This window comes from Mesorhizobium sp. WSM4822, assembly GCF_055811155.1.
Map to the genome: position 1 here is coordinate 91184 of NZ_JBVVQM010000011.1, position 19631 is coordinate 110814.

The following is a 19631-nucleotide window of genomic DNA, read 5'->3' on the forward strand; positions in this document are numbered from 1 at the left end:
TTTGGCGAAGCGGCGTAGGGAAGGGTGGATGAGACGGGATCGAACAGCATGACCGCACCGAAAGAGCTCAGGGTCTCCAAGGACCGCAAACTTCTGTCCGTCACCTTTCCCGACCATCGGCCGTTCGAACTGCCGGCGGAACTGCTGCGCGTCGCCTCGCCATCAGCCGAAGTGCAAGGCCATTCGCCGGAGCAGCGGGTGACGGTCCCCGGCAAGCGCAATGTGGCAATCCTCAAGATCGAGCCGGTCGGAAACTATGCTGTGCGCATCACCTTCGACGATTTCCACGACACCGGCATCTTCACCTGGAATTACCTGCACACGCTCGGCCACGAGAAGGATGCGCGCTGGGAGGCCTATCTCGCGGAGCTTGCGGAAAAGGGCCTGAGCCGGGATCACTAGATTGATTCCGCTCGCTGTCGTCAAAACGTCATCGAGATGGCGTAGCGCCGGCAAAGGTTTGGAGGCGAGAAAAATGTCCGTCATCACCACGGTCGAACAGCTCGAGGCGCTCTATGGGGTTCCAGGCGAGGCCTCGCTGGTCAAGGAACTCGACCAAATCATTCCCGAATATGCCGCCTTTATCGAAGCCTCGCCCTTTGTCGCGCTGGCGACCAGCGGGCCGGAGGGGCTTGATTGCTCGCCGCGCGGCGATCTCGCCGGCTTTGTGCGCATCCATGATCCGAAAACCCTGATGATGCCGGACCGTCGCGGCAACAACCGCGCCGATTCGCTGAAAAACATCATCCGCGACCCACGCGTCGGCCTGCTGTTCCTGGTGCCGGGCTCCGGCACGACGTTGCGTGTCAATGGCCGCGCTCATATCACGACGGATACAGCGCTGTGCGCATCATTCACGGTGGATGGCAAGGCGGCGCGATCGGTGACCGTCATCGACATCGATTCGGTCTATTTCCAATGCGCCCGGGCCATCGTCCGCTCCGAGCTCTGGAACGCAGCAAGGCATGTCGACCCGAAGTTGCTGCCGACGCCCGGACAGATCCTGGAGATCACCAGCCGCAGGAACATCGACGGCGAAACCTACGACAAGGAATGGCCGGAGCGGGCGAAGAAGACGATGTGGTAGGTTGGGCTGAAAAGCCCTCACGCCTCTTTCAGCACATCATAGATCTTGCGCATCTGCTCGCCGATCATGTCACATTGTTCCGGCGTAGACTGGCTCATCGCCTTCTCTATCAGCGCCATGTGCACTTTCAGCGCCTGCATCAACAGCGCCTCGCCGGCCTCGGTGAGCGCGAGCCGCAGGATGCGCTTGTCCTTCTCGTCGCCTTCGCGGCGCAGCAGGCCACGCGCTTCCAGCTGCGGCAAAAGCATGGTGATGTTGGAACGGCCGACGAGCAGCTTGCGGGCAAGATCGTGCTGCGACATGCCGGGGTGGCGATAGAGGTTCATCAGCACGTCGAGCTGCGCCGGTTTCAAATCGAGCGGCGCAAGCTTCACCGCCAGCGTGCGCTCCAGCACATGGCAGGCGCGCGCCACCGCGACCCAGTTGCGGAAACGCGGGTTATCCCAAGGCAGCTCTTGTTTATTGTTCATCTTTGAACTATTATGTTCATGCTTGAACGTATGGATGGATTTTCACTATGGCATCATTCGGGCTGAAGGTCATCCGGAGCGTGTTCGGTGCGGCAGAGCGTGTCGCGCCGCGGCTTAGCGGACGCGCGGCGTTCGAATTGTTCTGCCGCACCCCGAATGTCAAGGCGCTCAGCGATGGCGAGCGCCGTGCTGTCGACCGTGCGGCCGGGTTCATGACCGAGGCGCGTCATCACCGGCTGAAGACCGCGACCGGCTGCGTCATGGTGCACGAGTTCCGCCCGGAGCCGGGCAGGGCGGCCGCCGGCACGGTGCTCGTCGTCCATGGCTGGCGCTCGCGCACCGAATATATGCGCGCCTTGATCGAAGGTTATCGCGCCGCCGGCCACCGGGTCGTTTCGCTTGACCTGCCCGGCCACGGCCAGTCGCAGGGCCGGCGCCTGAACATGGTCAATGCGGTGGATGCGGTGCGGGTTGCCGGCGAATGGTTCGGCCCCTTCGTGGCAGCGGTCGGCCATTCCTTCGGCGGCGCCGTCGCCGCCAACGCCATCGCCGGTTCGGTCAAGAACATCCCGCCACTGGCGGCCGGACGCCTGGTGCTGATCGCGGCGCCAAGTTCCTTGCCGGCGATCTTTGCCGACTTCAGCCGCATGCTCAATGTCGGCCCGCGCTCGCAAGCCGCCATGGCGGACCGGGTCGAGCATCTTTCCGGCCGACCCCTGCACGAATTCACCGGCGACCGTCAGCTCGCCCAGGCGCCGGTGCCGACCCTGGTCATCCATGCGCAGGACGACCGCGAAGTCTCGGCCGATCATGCAAGGCGCTATGCCGGCGCCGGCGGCCATGTGCGGCTCTACTGGGCCGACGGGCTCGGCCACCGCCGCATTCTCGCCGACAAGGGCGTGGTCGAACGCGCGGTTGGCTTCGTGGCGAATCGCGAGCCATTGCTGCTGCACTGAGCGGCGGTCGAGATTATTTCTTCTTCTCGCCGGGTTCGACCGGCAGTCCGGCGGCCTTCCAGGCGGTGTAGCCGCCAAGGATGTGCTTGACCGGCGAAAGCCCCATGTCCTGCGCCGTCTTTGTGGCCAGCGCCGAGCGCCAGCCGCCGGCGCAGAAGAACACGAAGTTCTTGCCCGAGGCGAAGAAGGGCTTGTGGTAAGGGCTTTCGGGGTCGATCCAGAACTCCAGCATGCCGCGCGTGACATGCTTGGCGCCGGGAATCTTGCCGTCGCGTTCCACTTCGCGTGGATCGCGCAGATCGACGAAGATGGTGTCTTCATCGTCGATCAGCCCGGCCGCCTCCTCCGGCGAAACCACCTCGATCACGGCGTTCGCCTCGTCCAGCAGCTCGCGATAACCCTTTTTCACGCTCTCATCCCTCCCGGCCTTGCTGGCGGATTTCGAGCACACCAGCCGGCGTTTGTCACGCCGCGCTGCCGCCGGCCAGCGTCCTCCAGGCCGCCATGGCCCCGGCTACCGTCGCCAGCAGGGCATTATGCGAGGCGCCGTCGCGCGCCTGGATCGACATGCCGTGCTGGACCGTGGCGAAGAAAGTCGCGGCAGCACTAGAGTCGAAATCCGCCGGCAATTCGCCTTCGGCAACGCCGCGCTCCAGACGCTTCTGCAGTGCGGTGTGGTTTTCGGCGCGACGACGGCGCAGGTCGTCGCAGATGGCGCCGCGGCTCGAATCCTGATGCAGTGCGCCCAGCGTGATCAGGCAGCCCTGCGGACGATCGCTCTGCGCATAGGCCCTCGCCGTCAGGCTCAGGAATTGTTCGATCGCCTGCCGCGCGGTCGGAGCTTCCTCCAGCGCCAGCCAGATGTCGGCACCCTCGGTGTGCGAGTAAAAATCCGTCGCCTCCAGGAACAGCGCCTCCTTGCTGCCGAAGGCAGCGTAGAGGCTGGGCGAGTTGATGCCCATGGCGGCGGTCAGCTCGCTCATCGATGCGCCTTCGTAACCACGGGCCCAGAACACCTCCATCGCGCGGCGCAGGGCTGCGGTTCGATCGAAAGTGCGGGGGCGGCCTCGTTCCGGCATGATGCTCTTTTCTGTGTTGATCGATACATAATTAAGTTGACGCCGACGGGCAAGGCTGACAGATATTTATGTATCGATCGTTACAAAAGGAGAAATCGATGTCATCCAACCAACTGGGCGGCAAGGCCGCGCTCGTCACCGGCGGCAGTCGCGGCATCGGCGCGGCGATTGCGCGGAGGCTGGCGGCCGATGGCGCCAGCGTCGCGCTGACTTATGTGCATGGCGAGGAGCAGGCCCGCTCGGTTGTCGCCGAAATCGAGGCCAAGGGCGGCCGCGCCATCGCGGTCAAGGCCGACAACCGCGATGCGGTGGCCATAGACAAGGCCGTCGATGACGCAGTGACCGCCTTCGGCCGGCTCGACATCCTGGTCAACAGCGCAGGGATCTGGCGGGCCGCCCCCATCGACACGCTGTCGCTCGCCGATTTCGACGAGACTATGGAGGTCAATCTCCGGGCTCCATTCATCGCCTCGAAGGCGGCGGCCGTGCATATGGGTGAGGGCGGCAGCATCATCTCGATCGGCAGCAACCTTGCCGAGAGGGCGACCGACGGCAGCCTCACGGCCTATTCGGCCAGCAAGGCGGCGCTGGTCGGCCTGACCAAGGCGCTGGCGCGCGACCTCGGCCCGCGCGGCATCACCGCCAACGTCGTCCATCCCGGTTCGACCGACACCGACATGAACCCGGCCGACGGCCCGCATGCCGAGCATCAGCGCCGGAAAATGGCAACACCGCGTTTCGGCAAGGCCGATGACATTGCCGGCATGGTCGCCTGGCTTGCAGGCCCTGAAGGCCGCTTCGTAACCGGCGCTGCCCTGACCATCGATGGCGGCGCCAACGCCTGATCCCGAGAGATTTCCGGCTGGGGCGGAACAACCCTCCGCTCCAGCCGTCACGATCTTGTGAAACCGTTCTGCAACAGGCTTTCCAAAATTTATGAAAGCTTAACGAAATCGGTATGAATCAGTATAGTCGCGCCTTACATCCGCCATGCGGTGAGCGGGACGATCTAGCGTGCGGAACGGGAACCGGTTGCGGCCGGAGCGGGTGATTCATGAGATTCCTCGGAAACAAAGCAACCGTGATGCCGCTGCTGGCAGTCACGGCAACGCTGGCTTTCGGTGTACCCCAGGCAGGCGCGCAGGGGCTGTTCGACATGCTTTTCGGCGGCGGCGTAAAGCATGCGCCGAAAGGCGAGTTTCCGCCCCCGCCACCGAAGCACAAACCAAAACCGAAGGCTCCGGCCAGCGGTGGCGGTGGCGGCGCGAGAATCAGCAGCCCATCCTATTACACCTACAAGGCGGACCGGCTGGTTCGCGTCGACTTCTCGGCGCTGGCCCCGACGCCAGAGCCGGCGACGCCACAGGATGCGGCTTTCGTGCCGTCGGCAACGGGCGCTGCGTTTCGTGAAGCGGTTGCCAGCCTGGGTGACTACGAACTCTTAGCCGAGCCCGATATCGCCAAGGCGCTGATCGCGTATTACTCGGCCAATCCGGATTTCATCTGGATAAGCGGAACCAGCCTCAACAGCCGTGCCCAGGATGCGGTGCGGGTGCTTGGCGAGGCTTCAAGCTATGGTCTCACGCCCGCCGACTATACGGTCGAAGTGCCCGCTGCCGGCGCATCGACGACTGACGCCAATGCGCAACTGAAAGAACTCGTCCGTTTCGAGATGGCGCTTTCCGCGCGTGTGCTGCGCTATGCCCATGACGCCCAGAACGGCCGCGTCGATCCCAACCGCATGACCGGCTACTATGATTTCCCGGCCAAGCCGCTCGACTTGCAAGGCGTGCTGAGGACGCTGGCGCATACCCAGCAAGTGCGCACCTATCTCGAATCGCGGCATCCGCAGAATGCGGAATACCAGGCGCTGCGCGTCGAACTCGAATCTCTGCAGGCCAGTGCGGAAAACGAAATCGTCGTCGACCCCAAACTGTTGCTGAAGCCGGGCGAAACCAGCCCCGAACTGCCGAAGCTGCTGACCTTGATCGCGCGCAATCTCGATGACGAGATGGGCGGCGCCTATGGCGAGATCCTGTCCAGGCTGGCCACCAGCGAAGTCTATGATCCGGAACTAGTCCCGGTCATCAAGGCCGTGCAGCAAAAGGCAGGCATGAAGGGCGACGGCGTCATCGGCCCGCGCACCGTCGCGACGCTGGCCGGAACATCCAAGGCCGACAAGCTGCTGAAGGTGGAAGTGGCGCTCGAGGAACTGCGCTGGCTGCCCTCCGATCTTGGCAGCCCGCGCGTCTTCATCAACCAGCCGGCCTTCACCGCGAGCTACATCGACAATGGCGAGGAAAAGCTCAAGACGCGTGTCGTCGTTGGCCGGACCACCAACCAGACCTCCTTCTTCTACGACCAGATCAAGCAGGTCGATTTCCATCCCTATTGGGGCGTGCCGCAATCGATCATCGTCAACGAGATGCTGCCGAGATTGCGCAACGATCCGGGCTATCTCGACCGGTCCGGCTATGAGGTGACGGATTCGCGCGGCAAGCGCATTCCTTCGTCGGCGGTCAACTGGGGCGCCTATGGCGCGAACATCCCCTACAGCGTGCGCCAGCAGCCGAGCGAGGCCAACGCGCTGGGCGAGTTGAAGATCCTGTTCCCCAACAAGCACGCGATCTACATGCACGACACGCCGCAGAAATCATTCTTCCAGCGAGATATGCGCGCGCTCAGCCATGGCTGCGTGCGGCTGCAGGACCCGCGCGGCATGGCGGCGGCGGTGCTTGGCACCTCCGTGGACTATATCGCCGAGAAGCTGAAGCACGGCCACTCGACCGAGAATGTGACACGCACGATCCCGGTCTATGTCGCCTATTTCACCGCCTGGCCTGATCTGTCCGGGAAGGTCGAATATTTCGGCGACGTCTACGACCGCGACTCGCGCCTGAAGCAGGCTCTGGACGCAACGGAGGCGGTTCGCTCGCCTTCGAGTTGATCCAGGGCTTTCGGTAGGCCGTTAACTCATAAATACGGCATGACCGAAAGCGGAAAGGCGGCCGAGAGGGAACGAGGAGCGGCGGCTATCGTTATCGAACAAGCTCAAAACGCAACTGTGTTTCGGCAGGGACGAACGATGTTGAGCGCTCGAAGCGGAGGCGCCTGTGTCGAGCCGCTATGCGATTCTCGAAGCCCCCTCCACGCTGGGCCTGGCGACCGACGGTGTGGAGCGCTTGCCTGGCCGGCTCCTGGACCTTGGCCTTGCGGAGCGCATCCAGGCGCGCCGCGCCGGGCGGCTGGCTGTGCCTCCGAAGGACCCGACGCCCGATCCCGAGACCGGCACCCTGAACGCCAGGGCAATTGCGCAGTGGTCGCCCAAGCTCGCCGACGCCGTGGAAGCGGTGCTTGACGCAGGCGGGTTTCCAGTGGTGCTGGGCGGGGATTGCACGATCGTGCTGGGCTCGGCGCTCGCGTTTCGACGGCGCGGCCGCTACGGCTTGCTCTTCATTGACGGCAACGCCGATTTCTTCCAGCCAGAGGCGGAACCCAATGGTGAGGGTGCCTCGATGGACCTCGCCTTCGTCACCGGCTACGGTCCGTCGCTGCTGACCGACATCGAAGGTCGCGGTCCTCTGGTCCGCCCTGAAGACGCTGTCGCCTTCGCGTATCGCGATCACAAGGATCAGGAGGAGTACGGAAGCCAGCCGCTCCCCGAGGAGCTCAAGGTGCTTGACCTTCCCGCTGTGCGCGCCACGGGCATCGAGGCCGCCGCACGCGAAGCGGTCGATCACCTGACGAGAGCGGAATTGGACGGCTTCTTCATCCATCTCGACGCCGACTGTCTCGACGATGTCATCATGCCGGCTGTCGATTTTCGCGTGCCAGGCGGGTTGTCGTGGGACGAGTTAACGGCCGCGCTCCGGCTTGCCTTGGCGAGCGGCAAGGCAGTCGGCCTCGAGATCACCATCTACAATCCGCGCCTTGATGAGGACGGCAGCGCCGGACGCGGCCTCGCCGACGTACTGGCCGCTGCGCTCGGAACAGCAGCGCCATGACGATGACGAGCCATGCCTGCTCTCGGGCGCAGCAAGAAGCGACCGATTTGAGGTCGTTTTTCTACTGCCTTCATATTGCGGCGGAATCTGTTTCAAGGTTCCGCATGAGCCGATCGGCGTGGCTCCGCGATTATGAGTCTGCAAGCTAGTAGCGCTCGAACAGTGGCCGCCGGAAGCCGGCGTCGCGCCCGGCGATCAGCCAATAGAGCAACCCGGCGACAAGGCCGGCAGCGGCGATGATGCCGATGTCGACCCAACGCTCCGGGTCCATATCCTCCGGCGCGCTCGGCCAGATCAAGGCGAAGCCGCCGACCGCGGCGCCGGCGCCGAAAACCATGTGCAGCAGGACATTGCGCAGCGAGAAGAACTCGGCGATCAGCGCGAAGATCAGCGTCTGCAGCGCGGTCACCACGATGGTCAGGAAATAGACGAACATGCCGAGCGGCGGCACCAGCAGCACCGCGATCGGCGAAACGCCCATGACGTCGAAATAGCTGGGCGCGTTGGGCAAGGAACTGAGCACGCCATAGATCACCGCGATGGCGATCAGGCCGACCAGCACCGACACGAAGTAGCCGGCCAACATCATCAATATGCGCTTCATTACGTGCTTCGCCGTCGCCATCCCCATCCCCCAATGCGGCGCGCACAGTCAGCCATCAAAGCGAGACTGACGCAAGGGGGGCGACGGTTGGCAAGGGCAATCGCTTTAGGCCAACGACAAGTCCGACTTGCAGCGGAGAACGCCAATCGCCAAAATCGGCGCTGCCCCTCATTGTCCTGCCGGACATTTCTCCCCGTATAGTGACGGGGAGAAAGGGGCTGGCCGCAACGCCGGCGCCAACCTCGCAACGCTGGCGATTGGCGAAATGCGCGATGACAGCGTCCCTCTCCCCGTTACTATACGGGGAGAGGATGCCGGCAGGCAGGTGAGGGGCGGCGCCGGCGCCGGGAAGGCTGGCTAATTTGATGCGGCGAACCCTATTTCGGCTCCGCCGTCACAGGATCGTAGGTGATTTCAACCTTTGCCTTGTCCGCCGTGTAATAGGTGACGGTGTAGGCGCCGCTGTCCCAGTCGACCTCGTCCACATAGCGAAAGCCGTCGCGCTGCTCGACCTTGGCGATGATCTCCGACAGCTTCTTGGCATTGGGCGGCGGCAGCGGCTTGTCGTCCGCCGCCAAAGCTGGCCCGCCGGCGAGAAGAACGGCGACGCTGGTCGCCAGCAGCAATCTGGACATGGCTTTCCCTCAAGTTTCCGTCGGACAGAAACTCGCTGGCGTGCCGGTTTGTTCCGCAGCCGGAATGCGTGCCGATTCAGTCCACCGGTTTGCAGCTGCCCGAATGAGGGCCGCCGCCCGCTTGACTTACGCGGCGCGTCGTTGAGCGGGGTGGAGACCTGAACGGGTTCGACGAGGGTCGACGGCGGTCACGATGCTGTGGTGGTGATCGCAATAGACGCGATCCGCCGAAGTTGGCCCAGCACAGAAACGATAACCGCCGGGTACCGACCGGTCTTCGCTCACCGGGAAGCGGCACTGATAGACGCCTAGCTGAATGAGGGGGACGTCTTTCGAAATCGGTCTGACATTTTCTGGCATGGTTTTTCAGGTTCCTGGTTCATAGCCATTGCCGGCTGACGGCCGCTGTGCGACCGCGTCAAAGCGAGCTTCTCTCGTTTTGGAGGGCTGTGGATCACCATGTGGTGATGATCGCAGCGTCATTGAAGCCCGAAACCCTGCTTTCGCAAGCCAATCATTGCGACTTAAGGCCACACCGGCTGCTGGGCGGGCGGGCTACGGAAGCGAATACATTTTGTCAGCAGACAGTGCGGTCGCGTTCCTGAGCATCTCTTCGAACCGTTGCGCCGGTGCTATGGTGTGCCTGCATGATCAGACAGCAGGATACGAGGCATGCCCGAAATCACCCGCCGTACACTTCTTGCGTTCACCGCCGTGGCCTCGGCCATTGAACCGACGTTTGCCGAAGCGGAAGGGGCTTCGCCCGAATTGCGGGCGCTGATCGGAGCCCATGAAGCCAGCTATGTCGGGCTTCACAGGGTTGTTCATCAAGCGGGCAGCAGCAGCCACGAACGCAAGAGGGCAGACCGGATCGAACAGGAAGCCTTGCTGGCCATCTGCTCCTATCCGGCGATCAGCCGAGGCGACCGCCAGGCCAAGGCCGATTACCTGTTGACCGCTGAGGCTCGGGGTGAACTCGACCTGGAAGAGCACATGCAGGCCATCCTGCAATCGATGAAGCGCTGATCGCGGCTCGACCGGCGCATCTCCAGACATCGCCGACTTCCGTAAGGATTTGGTGGGCGATGCAGGGATTGAACCTGCGACCCCACCCGTGTGAAGGGTGTGCTCTCCCGCTGAGCTAATCGCCCGCTCGTAGCCCGAAGGCCAAGCGAGCCGCGATATAAGGGAGGCGGGTGCGGTAAGTCAAGGCGCTGTCCGGCGTTCTGACAGGGATCGGTTTTGCTGTGCTTTGCGCCCTGTCTCCGACCGACGCTGGCCGCATTCCGTCAGTTTCCGGCAGCGGCGATCAGCCTTTGCGCCAGATCGAGCGTCAGCGCGTCGAAATGCGAAATCACAGCCGAGGGTTCGAATTCGCGGACATGGCGGTCGGTGTAGCCGAAATCGACCGCCACCACGGGAATGCCGGCGGCTTTTGCCGTGTCGATGTCGGTTTGCGAATCGCCGACCATCAGCGCGCGGTGCGGGTCGCCGCCGGCCAGCTTGATGGTCTCGATCAGATGGCGCGGGTCGGGCTTGCGGAAGGCGAACGTGTCCTGGCCGGCGATCGCGGCGAAATGTTTGGTCAGGCCGAGCGCCTCGATCAGCGCCAGCGAGTTGGCTTCGTATTTGTTGGTGCAGATGGCGAGGATATAGCCGGCCTTCTCGAAGCGCGCGATCGCCTCGACGACACCGGGGTAGGGGCGCGACTTGCCGGGGATGTTGAGTGTGTAGTGGTCGAGGAAAAGTTTCAGCAGCCGGTCGTGCTCCTCGACGGCAAGCGATCGCTGATGGGCGGCGTGCGCCCGCTCGATCATCACCCGGCCGCCGTGACCGACAAAACGCCTGAAGCCGGCTTCGTCGACCGCGGCGATCTCGCTGGCGGCAAGGCTGTGGTTCAGGCTGTCGAGCAGGTCCGGCGCTGTGTCGATCAGCGTACCGTCGAGGTCGAACACGATGATCGGTCGGGTCATGGTCTGTCCTGGGCAGGTGTGCAATGGGCAGGCGATAGCGGCTGCGGCGCGTCAAGGCAAGCTGACTGGGGGCAAGCCGGCTTGGCAATCGCTTCAGACCGGTGACAGTTTCAACGTGTGGCGGGACCACCAATTGTGGAAGCCGGCGCTGCCCCTCATCGCCCTGCCGGGCACTTCTCCCCGTATAGTGACGGGGAGAAGTGGCTGGCCGCAATGACGGCGCCCTTCTTGCAACGCTGGTGATTGGCGAAACCACCGATGAGAGCGTCCCTCTCCCCGTCACTATACGGGGAGAGGATGCCGGTAGGCAGGTGAGGGGCGGCGCCAGCGTCAGGAAAAGGGTGACGGGGCGAATTCCAAAACCTGAACCGATTGTCCTGGGCGAGCGCGCCGGGCAAGCAGGCCCCATCGGACCGGACATTTCGCGGCGAGCTTCCAGAAATGAAAAACCCGCCACAGCGGCGGGTCGTTGGCGCAAATCAGCACCATAACCAAAAATGTAGCATAGCTGCCCTCACCGGTCAAGGAAATAATTCCTACGCAGGATCACCTGGGGACCCGCCGCCTGGGGCTTTGACCGGACCGGCAAAAATGCTACGAGCCCGGCAGCGAATTTCCGGGGCAGAACCCACATGGATGCAAGGCAGTTGAAGGTCGAGGCCGCGCGGGCAGCACTCGCCCATGTGAGCGAAGGCATGCGGCTCGGCATCGGCACCGGCACCACGGCCGAAGAGTTCGTGCGGCTGCTTGCCGAAAAGGTCGCCACCGGCATGACCGTCATCGGCGTGCCGACTTCGGAGCGCACCGCGTTGCTCTGCCGTGAGCTTGGCGTACCGCTGTCGACGCTGGAGGAAACGCCAGAGCTCGACCTCACCGTCGACGGCGCCGACGAAGTCGACCCGGAACTGACCCTGGTCAAGGGCGGCGGCGGCGCGCTGCTGCGCGAGAAGATCGTCGCCGCGGCGTCCCAGCGCATGATCGTCATCGCCGACCGCTCCAAGATGGTCGAGACGCTCGGCCGTTTTCCGCTGCCGATCGAGGTCAATCCATTCGGCCTGCGCGCCACTGAAATCGCGGTTGCCGCGGCGGCTGAAAAGCTCGGTCTTTCCGGGCCGGTCACATTGAGGATGACGGGCGGCCAGGCTTTTGTTACAGACGGCGGCCATTTTATCCTCGATGCATCTTTTGGCCGCATTCCGGATACAAGAGCGCTTTCGAATGCTCTGCACGCCATTCCGGGCGTTGTCGAGCATGGTCTTTTCATCGGGCTGGCTTCAGCGGCCATCATCGCCGGCGGCGACGGTATCCAAACCGTCCATGCCGCCCGAAAACCAGGGAGTTCTACCGATCATGACGTTGCATAACCGGGTTCGCAGCCTTTCCGTCCTTCTGGCGGCGTCGGCCGTTTTCGCCTTCTCTTCGCCGGCGTTTTCGCAGGATGTCACGGAATCGCACCTGAAGGCCGCCCGCGCGGCGGTCGCTGCGATCCACGCGACCGACCCGTTCGACAACATCCTGCCGCAGGCAGCCGCAGCGCTCGAATCGCAGCTGATCCAGAAGAACCCGGACATGCAGGAACTGATCGGCAAGACGATCAGCGAGAAGGCGCTGGCGCTGGCCTCGCGCCGCGCCGACCTCGAGAAGGAAGCCGCACTTGCCTACGCAAAAGTGTTCTCCGAAAAGGAACTGACCGACATCGCCGCCTTCTACAATTCCGATTCGGGCAAGAAGCTGCTCGATAGCGGCCCGACGGTGACCCGCGAACTGGTCAAGGCAGCCGACATCTGGCAGAACGGCCTGGGCCGCGATCTCGCCCAGCAGGTCGGCGAAACGCTGGCCGCAGCCGCCAAGGCAAAGGCGCAGGCTGCACCTGCCGCGCCCGCCGCCGGAGCCGCCGCTCCGGCCGATGGCGCAGCGCCCGCCGATGGCGCGGCCCCTGCGGACAACAACTGACCCCGCATTTTCAAATGGCCTTGCGGCCTCCCGCGAAAGCCCGGCCTGTCCGGGCTTTTCTTTTGACGGTTTGCGGCCTACCTGTCTGACACATTTCTGAAGCCTGGGAGCCGCGTCATGGCTGGTTACGACTACGATCTTTTCGTCATCGGCGGCGGTTCGGGCGGGGTGAGGGCGGCGCGTGTCGCCGCGGCTCTCGGCAAGCGAGTCGGCATCGCCGAGGAATATCGCTATGGCGGCACCTGCGTCATCCGCGGCTGCGTGCCGAAAAAGCTCTATGTCTATGCCTCGCAATTTCCCGAGCATTTCGCCGACGCCGCCGGCTATGGCTGGACGGTGCCGGAAGCCAGTTTCGACTGGCAGACGCTGGTCGCCAACAAGGATCACGAGATCAGCCGGCTGGAGGCCATCTACGTCAGGAACGTCGAGGGCGCCGGCGGCGAGACCTTCCATTCGCGCGCCATGATCGTCGATCCGCATGTCGTGCATCTTCTGGGCGAGGATCGCACCGTCACAGCAGACCAGATCCTGATCGCCACCGGCGGCCGCCCGGCGGCGCATCCGGCGCTGCCCGGCCATGAACATTGCATCTTTTCCAACGAGGCTTTCGACCTCAAGGAATTGCCCAAGGCGATCATGATCGAGGGCGGCGGTTATATCGCCGTCGAGTTCGCCAACATCTTTCACGGTCTCGGCGTCGACACCACGCTGGTCTATCGCGGCAAGGAGATCCTCAGCCGGTTCGACATGGACCTGCGGCGCATGCTGCACGAGACGATGGAAAAAAAGGGGATAAGGATCCTCTGCCATTCCGTGTCCGAATGGATCCGCAAGCGGCCGGACGGCCGGCTCGACGCGCTCGTCAGCGGCGGCGAGGTGCTGACCGTCGACCAGGTGATGCTGGCCATCGGCCGCATTCCCAACACCGAGAATATGGGCCTGGAAGGCATCGGACTGGAGATGACCAAGACTGGCGCCATCGCCGTCGACCAATATTCCCGCACCAACATCGACAACGTCTGGGCGATCGGCGACGTCACCAACCGCGTGCAGCTGACGCCGGTGGCGATCCATGAGGCGATGTGTTTCATCGAAACCGCCTTCAAGGGAAATCCGACCGCGCCCGATCACGAGACGATCGCGACCGCTGTCTTTTCACAGCCGGAGATCGGCACTGTCGGATTGTCGGAGGACGACGCCGTCAAGCGCTTCCCCGACATCGAGATCTACCGCGCGACATTCCGGCCGATGCGGCACACGCTGTCCGGGCGCGACGAGAAGATGCTGATAAAGCTGGTGGTCGATGGCGCGTCGAAAAAAGTGCTTGGCGCCCACATATTGGGGCCGGATGCAGGCGAGATGGCGCAGCTGCTCGGCATCCCGCTGAAGGCCAGCCTGACCAAGGACGATTTCGACCGTACGATGGCCGTGCATCCGACAGCGGCGGAAGAACTGGTCACCATGTACAAGCCGACCTATCGCGTGAAGGACGGCGAGCGCGTCGATTGACGGCAAATCCGGGTTGAGGAACTCCGCCGCGGCAAGGTCATGCCACGGCGGAGATAGTCGCTACAGCAGCGTGCCGCGCAGGATCACCAGCGCCACCGAAAAGTAGATCACCAGCCCGGTGACATCGACCAGCGTAGCGACGAACGGCGCCGATGCGCTGGCAGGGTCGAAGCCGATACGTTTCAAGGCGAACGGCAGCATCGACCCCGACAGCGAACCGAAGGTGACGATGCCGACCAGTGCAGCCCCCACCGTGGTGGCGATCAGCGGCCAGTGCGGGCCATAATCGTAGAAGCCCATATACTGCCAGAGCGCGATGCGGCAGACGCCGACCACGCCGAGCATGGCGCCCAGCACCAAACCGGTGGGCAGCTCACGCAGCGCCACCCGCCACCAGTCGCCAAGACCGATCTCGCGCAGCGCCAGCGCGCGGATGACCAGCGAGGTCGCCTGCGAGCCTGAATTGCCGCCGGAGCTCATGATCAGCGGGATGAACAGCGTCAGCACGATCGCCTTCTCCAGCTCGCCCTCATAGCTCTGCATGGCGTTGGCCGTCAGCATCTCCGAGATGAACAGCGCGCACAGCCAGCCGCCGCGTTTCCTGATCATGGCGAGGAAGCTCATCTTCATGTACGGCTCGTCCAGCGCCTCCATGCCGCCGAAACGGTGCGCGTCCTCGGTCGTCTCCGCGACCATCGTGTCGATGATGTCGTCGATGGTGACGATGCCTAGGATCTTGCCATGGTCGACGACCGGAAGGGCGAGCAGATCGTATTTGGAAATCGTCTGCGCCAGGGTTTCGCGATCGGTCAGCGGGCCGACCGTCACCGGAAGGTGATCCGGCGCCACCGTCATGATCGGATCGTCAGGCTCACCGGTGATCAGCCGGCGCAGGCCCGTCGAGCGCACAAGCAGGTGCGTCTGCGGATCGACGATATAGATCGCGTAGACGGTCTCGCGCGTCCGCTCGACCTTGCGGATGTAGTCGAGCGTCTGCCCGACGGTCCAGTCCGAGGGCACGCTGACGAACTCCGTCGTCATGATCGATGCGGCACTGCCTTCGGGATAGCCGAGGATGGACAGCAGCGTTGCGCGCAGCGGCGGCGCAAGCCCGCCAAGCAGCTCGGAACGGGCCGGCTCTTCCAGCTCGCGCAGGATGTCGGCGGCACGGTCGACCGACATGGCGGTGAGCAGCTTGCCCGCCTTGGCGCGCGGCAGCGCCTCCATGAGTTCGGACGCGCCGTCGAGTTCCGGCTGATCGAATATCTCGACCAGACGTTCGAACGTCACTTCACAGAGCAGTTCCGTCGCGTTCTCTCGAGGCTCCCTGTTGAGGGCCTCGACAATGTCGGCGACGTGATCGTTGGCTAGGATACGGGCAATCGCGACGGCTTCGTCGCTTGCCACTGTGGTAATTTCGTTCATGGCTCACTCCTTGCCGTCCGGCAGGACATGAACCATGTGAGGTCACGTCAGGGCGGACGGCTGTTGCGTTCGACTGTGACTGTCGCCAGGCATGGCGCGGTGACCTTTCCGCTTGCGGGTTCGCGTTTTTACTATCTGCAAGCGGGCGCAACATAGGAGCGCGCCTTGCCGTGTCAATCGCGGTGAGGAGGGAAAATGCCGACGAGCGGCCAAGATCGCGAGACTGTGATCGCCGGCTGCCGTTCGCCTCGGCAGACCGGGGTGGAATAACCGTTATTTCTGCTTCAGCCGGCGCGAGAAACGCAGCCACTTGTCTTCGACCGGCCTTGGGACCGGCCTGGGCTGCACGAGAATGGTGGTGAGCTCGGCGGGCAGGGTCGGAACCAGCGGCTTCTTGGTGGCGACGCCGTCGGCGATCGCGACGATGCTGTGATAGAATTCGCTGCCGCTCATCGATCTCGGCGCAACCGCTTCGTGCATGACGCTGATCACCGTGACATCGGGGCAGTTGTCCTTGATGGCCTGGTGGAAGGCGACCTTGCCGTCGGGGTCGAGCGCGCCGGTCGCCTCGTCAAGGAACAGCAGCCCCGGCTGCTGCAGCACGATGCGAGCCACCACCAGCTTCTGCTTCTGGCCGCCCGACAGCACATGGTCCCAGCTTTTGCCTTCGCGGCTTTCGTCGGCCATGTGCTCGATGAAGTCGCCAAGCCCGGCCTTGTGCAGCGCCGACGCCACCTGCGCGTCGCCATGGTCGTGCTCGGAGCCCGGCAGGCAGACCAGTTGCTTCAGCGACACAGGCTGCAGCTTGACCTCCTGGGCGGCATAGAAACTCTTCACGCCTTCGGGGAAGACGATGGTGCCGCGGCCATAGGGCCACAGGCCGTTGATCGCCTTGATCAGCGAGGTCTTGCCGCAGCCGGACTCGCCCTTCAGGAAAGTCCATTCGCCGCGCCGGAAGCGCAAATTGGCGGCGCTGAGGAAGGGCGTCGCATCCTCGCCTTGATGCGCCAGTTCGAGCTTCTGGATGGTCAGGCCGAAAACCGGGTTCTGGCTGGTGTAGTGGAAATCGGAGCGGCCGGTCTGGCTGTAGAATTCCTGGGGATGCTGGACATTCTCGATCGCGTTGGCCAGTTCGGTGACACGCTGGCTGTTGGCGCGCAGCGTGGCGATGGCGGGCATGACGTGGATGAACCACGAACACTGGCCGATCAGAGAATTGACCAGCTCGGAGCCGGTTATATAGCCCTTCAGATCGAGGCGGTTGTGGATGAACGGCACGAGGCCGGGTCCATAGGCGACAATGCGGGCGCCGATGAAATTGTAGATCAGTTCGAACGACATATAGACGGTGTTGACGATGTTCAGCCGCGTCCAGGTGCCGTCGATATCGACATAGAGCCGGCCGTGCATGGTCCTTTGCACGCCTTCGCCCTGAGACGCCGCGACATGGAAGGAGCGGCGCAGGAACGTCGTCAGCTCGCCGCGATAGCTGCCTTCGGCCTTCTGCATCCTGACGTTGAGGCGCTCGAGCAGGCCGCCGAGCTTGACGGCGATCCATGTGTTCAGCGGCACATAGGTGGCGACGGCCAGGAAGGCGAGGATGGCGCTGCCATAGCTGCCGAGGAACTCCAGCCCCTTCACCTCGACGGAGTTTTCGAGCAGCTTCTGGCCGACGAAAAAGAGCGAGGTGGCGACGGCCAGTACGCCCATGGCGAGCCCGATGGCGCCCCCGGTCATGTCCTTGATGGATTCCTGGACACGCTGGTCGATGTTGTCGGGGGCCGGTGCGCCGCTGCCGGTCGATGCATGCTGGGCATGGAAATGCGTATGGTTGCCATCCAGCAGCGCTTCATTGAAGCGGCTGTCCAGCCAACCGCGCCATTTGCGGTGCAATGTCGCCGAGACAAGATTGCGGATGCCGGTGAAGCCAGCGTCCTTGAGTACGACCAGCAGCACGAGGACGCCGGCATTGACCAGCAGCGAGCGAAGCGGCGTGGTGTTGGCGGCGTCATGGAAGAAGGCGATCGAATTGACCAGTTCGCCGGAGGCTTCGGCGAACCAGACACCGGCCTTGCTAGACAGCGCGGTGAGCACCGCGATCACCAGCGTCAGCGTCCAGGCTTCCTTCCAGCGGTCGGAAACCCAGTAGGCCCGCATCAGGCCCCAGAAGCTGCGCATCGACGACACCGGCGTCAGAAGCGATCGCCCTGCGGCATCGCGAGGTGTTTTTTCCGGTACTGACTCTTGCGATGGTCTACCGACCCGAATCACGATCCCGCCCAAACCTTTTTTCTTTTGTTACGGATGGTAACACCAATTGATCATTTTCCATTAATTTAAAACCGGCCCGACCGGATTGCCCCGGCAGCCGTTGCCGTGAGGCAACAGATTACACGCTGAAATATAGCGACAACGGTCGGCAATAATCAAAATATCGATATTGATTTCAGATACTTGATCTTCAATAAAATGCCGTCGATGGAGCTTCCCCTGGGGAAGGCTTTCACACGGTTTCGTGAACTCGAAATCGTGTCGAGCGATCGGTTTTCTCACTGCGGACGGCCCAGAGAGCTCGAAAATTTGCGGTTCGTGACTCGCCAGGAATGCCGTGGTCGTCCTTGCCAGGGGCAGGAAGTGACGGGAGAATCGATCGAGCGGCGCGTTCCGTCTTGTCCGGTCAGCTGAGGGACTGCGTTTGACAATTCATCCGCTTGGGGTTGAACCTTGCCCGCCATCGTCGACACTCATGCATGTCCGGTTCTCCAACAAGGAAGCTCCCAATGCTTGCACGCGCGGCCGCAATCCTGTCCCTCTTCGCCTGGCTGCCCCTCGTACCTTTGGCGCATGCCGGCGCGCAGAGCATCCCGGCCAGCGCCGAAGGCCAGATCGAGTTCAACACGCCGTCCGGCAACATCGGCTGCATCTACACGGCCAAAGGCGGCACCGGCACCTATGAGCCAAAGGATGGCGGCCCGGAGCTGAGTTGCTCGCGCGTCGAGCCGAGCTACGTCACGATTATCCTGGGTCCGAAGGGGCCAGCCACGCTGATCAAGAACCCGGGCGAGCAGGGCTGCTGCAGCGATGTCGACAAGCTTGGCTACGGCAACAGCTGGAGCGCCGGGCCGTTCTCGTGCCAGTCGTCAACCAAGGGACTGACCTGCACCGCCACGAACGGCCATGGATTTTTCATCAGCAAGGCCAAAGCGACGGTGAAGTAACGTTTGCTGCTGTCGCGGAGAGGAGAGGGCGGTCGGCTCAGCCGGCCTTGTCCAGTTCGCCGCGCGCCTTGGCGGCCGCCACCTGGCGAATGGCATCGGCCAGCGTGTCGGCATCCTGTGCGCCCATGACCGCGTATTTGTCCTCGAGCAGGAAGCACGGCACGCCAGAAATGCCCATGCGCGACGCGGTGGCGATCTCGGTGCGCACCGCCTCGACATCGGCCTCGGTCGGCAAAAGCGTGGCGACCACGGACGCATCCATGCCGGCCTCGCGCGCCGCCTCGACCAGCACGGCATGATCGCCAATGTTGGCGCCTTCCTCGAAATTCAGCTGGAACAGCCGGCGCACAAGCCTGTTCTGAATGGCTTCGCCGGCGGCACCTGCCCAGCGGATCAGCCGATGCGCATCCAGCGTGTTCGGCGCCACCTTGATGGCGTCAAAGGCGAACGAGATGCCTTCGATTTCGCCCAGCGGCTCGATGCGGGCGTGAATCTCGCGGATGCGCTGATCACTGCCGAATTTTGCCAGCATGTATTCGCGGCGGTCCTTGCCTTCAGGCGGAATGGTCGGATCGAGCTGGAACGGCCGCCAGCGGACATGCACGTCGACATCGCCGACGGCGGCAATCGCCCTGTCGAGCCGCTTCTGGCCGATGAAGCACCAGGGGCAGACGACATCGGACACCACATCGACGGTGATGGCGTTCAATTCGCTCAT

Annotated in this window: 20 protein-coding genes and 1 tRNA gene; 11 read left to right on the top strand and 10 right to left on the bottom strand. The window is 63.4% G+C overall.

Features of this window, described 5'->3' with window-relative positions:
• The first annotated feature begins 48 nt into the window (after positions 1-48).
• Positions 49-402, top strand: a complete 354-nt coding sequence (locus AC0L3E_RS24010; RefSeq protein ID WP_128308540.1) for a gamma-butyrobetaine hydroxylase family protein — start codon at positions 49-51, stop codon at positions 400-402.
• Between the two features lie 73 nt (positions 403-475).
• Positions 476-1087 (top strand): pyridoxamine 5'-phosphate oxidase family protein, encoded by a 612-nt coding sequence (locus AC0L3E_RS24015; protein WP_128308541.1) that lies wholly within the window; start codon positions 476-478, stop codon positions 1085-1087.
• A 17-nt stretch (positions 1088-1104) separates the two neighbouring features.
• On the opposite strand, the gene AC0L3E_RS24020 is transcribed toward AC0L3E_RS24015, so the two are convergent.
• Complete coding sequence (locus tag AC0L3E_RS24020; protein ID WP_023813960.1) at positions 1105-1557, bottom strand: MarR family winged helix-turn-helix transcriptional regulator; 453 nt, start codon at positions 1555-1557, stop codon at positions 1105-1107.
• Between the two features lie 47 nt (positions 1558-1604).
• On the opposite strand from AC0L3E_RS24020, the gene AC0L3E_RS24025 reads away from it, so the two are divergent.
• A complete protein-coding gene (locus AC0L3E_RS24025; protein ID WP_127322532.1) occupies positions 1605-2513 on the top strand; it encodes an alpha/beta hydrolase in 909 nt (302 codons plus the stop codon).
• A 13-nt stretch (positions 2514-2526) separates the two neighbouring features.
• Here AC0L3E_RS24025 and AC0L3E_RS24030 read toward each other — a convergent pair whose 3' ends face one another.
• Together AC0L3E_RS24030 and AC0L3E_RS24035 are read right to left on the bottom strand one after the other, a co-directional pair.
• A complete protein-coding gene (locus AC0L3E_RS24030; protein WP_127270856.1) occupies positions 2527-2922 on the bottom strand; it encodes a rhodanese-like domain-containing protein in 396 nt (131 codons plus the stop codon).
• Positions 2923-2977: 55 nt separating this feature from the next.
• The gene (locus AC0L3E_RS24035) at positions 2978-3592 is read right to left on the bottom strand and encodes a TetR/AcrR family transcriptional regulator (protein ID WP_473605791.1); all 615 of its coding nucleotides are present in this window, start codon (positions 3590-3592) and stop codon (positions 2978-2980) included.
• Between the two features lie 98 nt (positions 3593-3690).
• Between AC0L3E_RS24035 and AC0L3E_RS24040 the strand changes: the two genes are divergently transcribed.
• From AC0L3E_RS24040 to AC0L3E_RS24050, 3 genes are all read left to right on the top strand, one after another.
• A complete protein-coding gene (locus AC0L3E_RS24040; RefSeq protein WP_473605792.1) occupies positions 3691-4437 on the top strand; it encodes a 3-oxoacyl-ACP reductase family protein in 747 nt (248 codons plus the stop codon).
• Between the two features lie 209 nt (positions 4438-4646).
• Positions 4647-6539, top strand: coding sequence for a L,D-transpeptidase family protein (locus AC0L3E_RS24045; RefSeq protein WP_128309805.1), 1893 nt, complete (start codon positions 4647-4649; stop codon positions 6537-6539).
• A 166-nt stretch (positions 6540-6705) separates the two neighbouring features.
• Positions 6706-7596, top strand: a complete 891-nt coding sequence (locus AC0L3E_RS24050) for an arginase family protein (protein WP_128309806.1) — start codon at positions 6706-6708, stop codon at positions 7594-7596.
• 145 nt (positions 7597-7741) lie between these two features.
• Here the strand turns inward: AC0L3E_RS24050 and AC0L3E_RS24055 are convergent, their stop codons facing one another.
• A complete protein-coding gene (locus tag AC0L3E_RS24055; RefSeq protein ID WP_164749075.1) occupies positions 7742-8227 on the bottom strand; it encodes a hypothetical protein in 486 nt (161 codons plus the stop codon).
• Between the two features lie 350 nt (positions 8228-8577).
• Complete coding sequence (locus AC0L3E_RS24060) at positions 8578-8835, bottom strand: PepSY domain-containing protein (RefSeq protein WP_127332369.1); 258 nt, start codon at positions 8833-8835, stop codon at positions 8578-8580.
• Between the two features lie 672 nt (positions 8836-9507).
• Here AC0L3E_RS24060 and AC0L3E_RS24065 point away from each other — a divergent pair.
• A complete protein-coding gene (locus AC0L3E_RS24065; RefSeq protein WP_128310018.1) occupies positions 9508-9861 on the top strand; it encodes a hypothetical protein in 354 nt (117 codons plus the stop codon).
• A gap of 50 nt (positions 9862-9911) precedes the next feature.
• Here AC0L3E_RS24065 and AC0L3E_RS24070 read toward each other — a convergent pair.
• A tRNA-Val gene (locus AC0L3E_RS24070) sits at positions 9912-9986 on the bottom strand.
• 138 nt (positions 9987-10124) lie between these two features.
• Positions 10125-10808 carry a phosphoglycolate phosphatase gene (locus AC0L3E_RS24075; RefSeq protein WP_473605793.1) on the bottom strand — a complete coding sequence of 228 codons (684 nt, stop codon included), beginning with the start codon at positions 10806-10808 and terminating at the stop codon, positions 10125-10127.
• Positions 10809-11440: 632 nt separating this feature from the next.
• Here AC0L3E_RS24075 and rpiA point away from each other — a divergent pair.
• From rpiA to gor, 3 genes are all read left to right on the top strand, one after another.
• On the top strand, positions 11441-12172 hold the full coding sequence (gene rpiA / locus AC0L3E_RS24080) for a ribose-5-phosphate isomerase RpiA (RefSeq protein ID WP_127271162.1): 732 nt from the start codon (positions 11441-11443) through the stop codon (positions 12170-12172).
• The gene (locus AC0L3E_RS24085; protein ID WP_127318742.1) at positions 12159-12761 is read left to right on the top strand and encodes a DUF2059 domain-containing protein; all 603 of its coding nucleotides are present in this window, start codon (positions 12159-12161) and stop codon (positions 12759-12761) included. The genes rpiA and AC0L3E_RS24085 overlap by 14 nt, the downstream gene beginning before the upstream one ends.
• A gap of 117 nt (positions 12762-12878) precedes the next feature.
• The gene (gor, locus tag AC0L3E_RS24090) at positions 12879-14270 is read left to right on the top strand and encodes a glutathione-disulfide reductase (RefSeq protein ID WP_473605794.1); all 1392 of its coding nucleotides are present in this window, start codon (positions 12879-12881) and stop codon (positions 14268-14270) included.
• A 60-nt stretch (positions 14271-14330) separates the two neighbouring features.
• Here gor and mgtE read toward each other — a convergent pair whose 3' ends face one another.
• Together mgtE and AC0L3E_RS24100 are read right to left on the bottom strand one after the other, a co-directional pair.
• Entirely contained in the window at positions 14331-15695 is a 1365-nt protein-coding gene (gene mgtE / locus AC0L3E_RS24095; protein WP_473605795.1) for a magnesium transporter, read from the bottom strand.
• 273 nt (positions 15696-15968) lie between these two features.
• Entirely contained in the window at positions 15969-17873 is a 1905-nt protein-coding gene (locus AC0L3E_RS24100) for an ABC transporter ATP-binding protein/permease (protein ID WP_473605796.1), read from the bottom strand.
• Positions 17874-18475: 602 nt separating this feature from the next.
• On the opposite strand from AC0L3E_RS24100, the gene AC0L3E_RS24105 reads away from it, so the two are divergent.
• Positions 18476-18913 (top strand): hypothetical protein, encoded by a 438-nt coding sequence (locus tag AC0L3E_RS24105; protein ID WP_127272122.1) that lies wholly within the window; start codon positions 18476-18478, stop codon positions 18911-18913.
• A 37-nt stretch (positions 18914-18950) separates the two neighbouring features.
• Here the strand turns inward: AC0L3E_RS24105 and AC0L3E_RS24110 are convergent, their stop codons facing one another.
• Complete coding sequence (locus AC0L3E_RS24110; protein ID WP_127272639.1) at positions 18951-19631, bottom strand: DsbA family oxidoreductase; 681 nt, start codon at positions 19629-19631, stop codon at positions 18951-18953.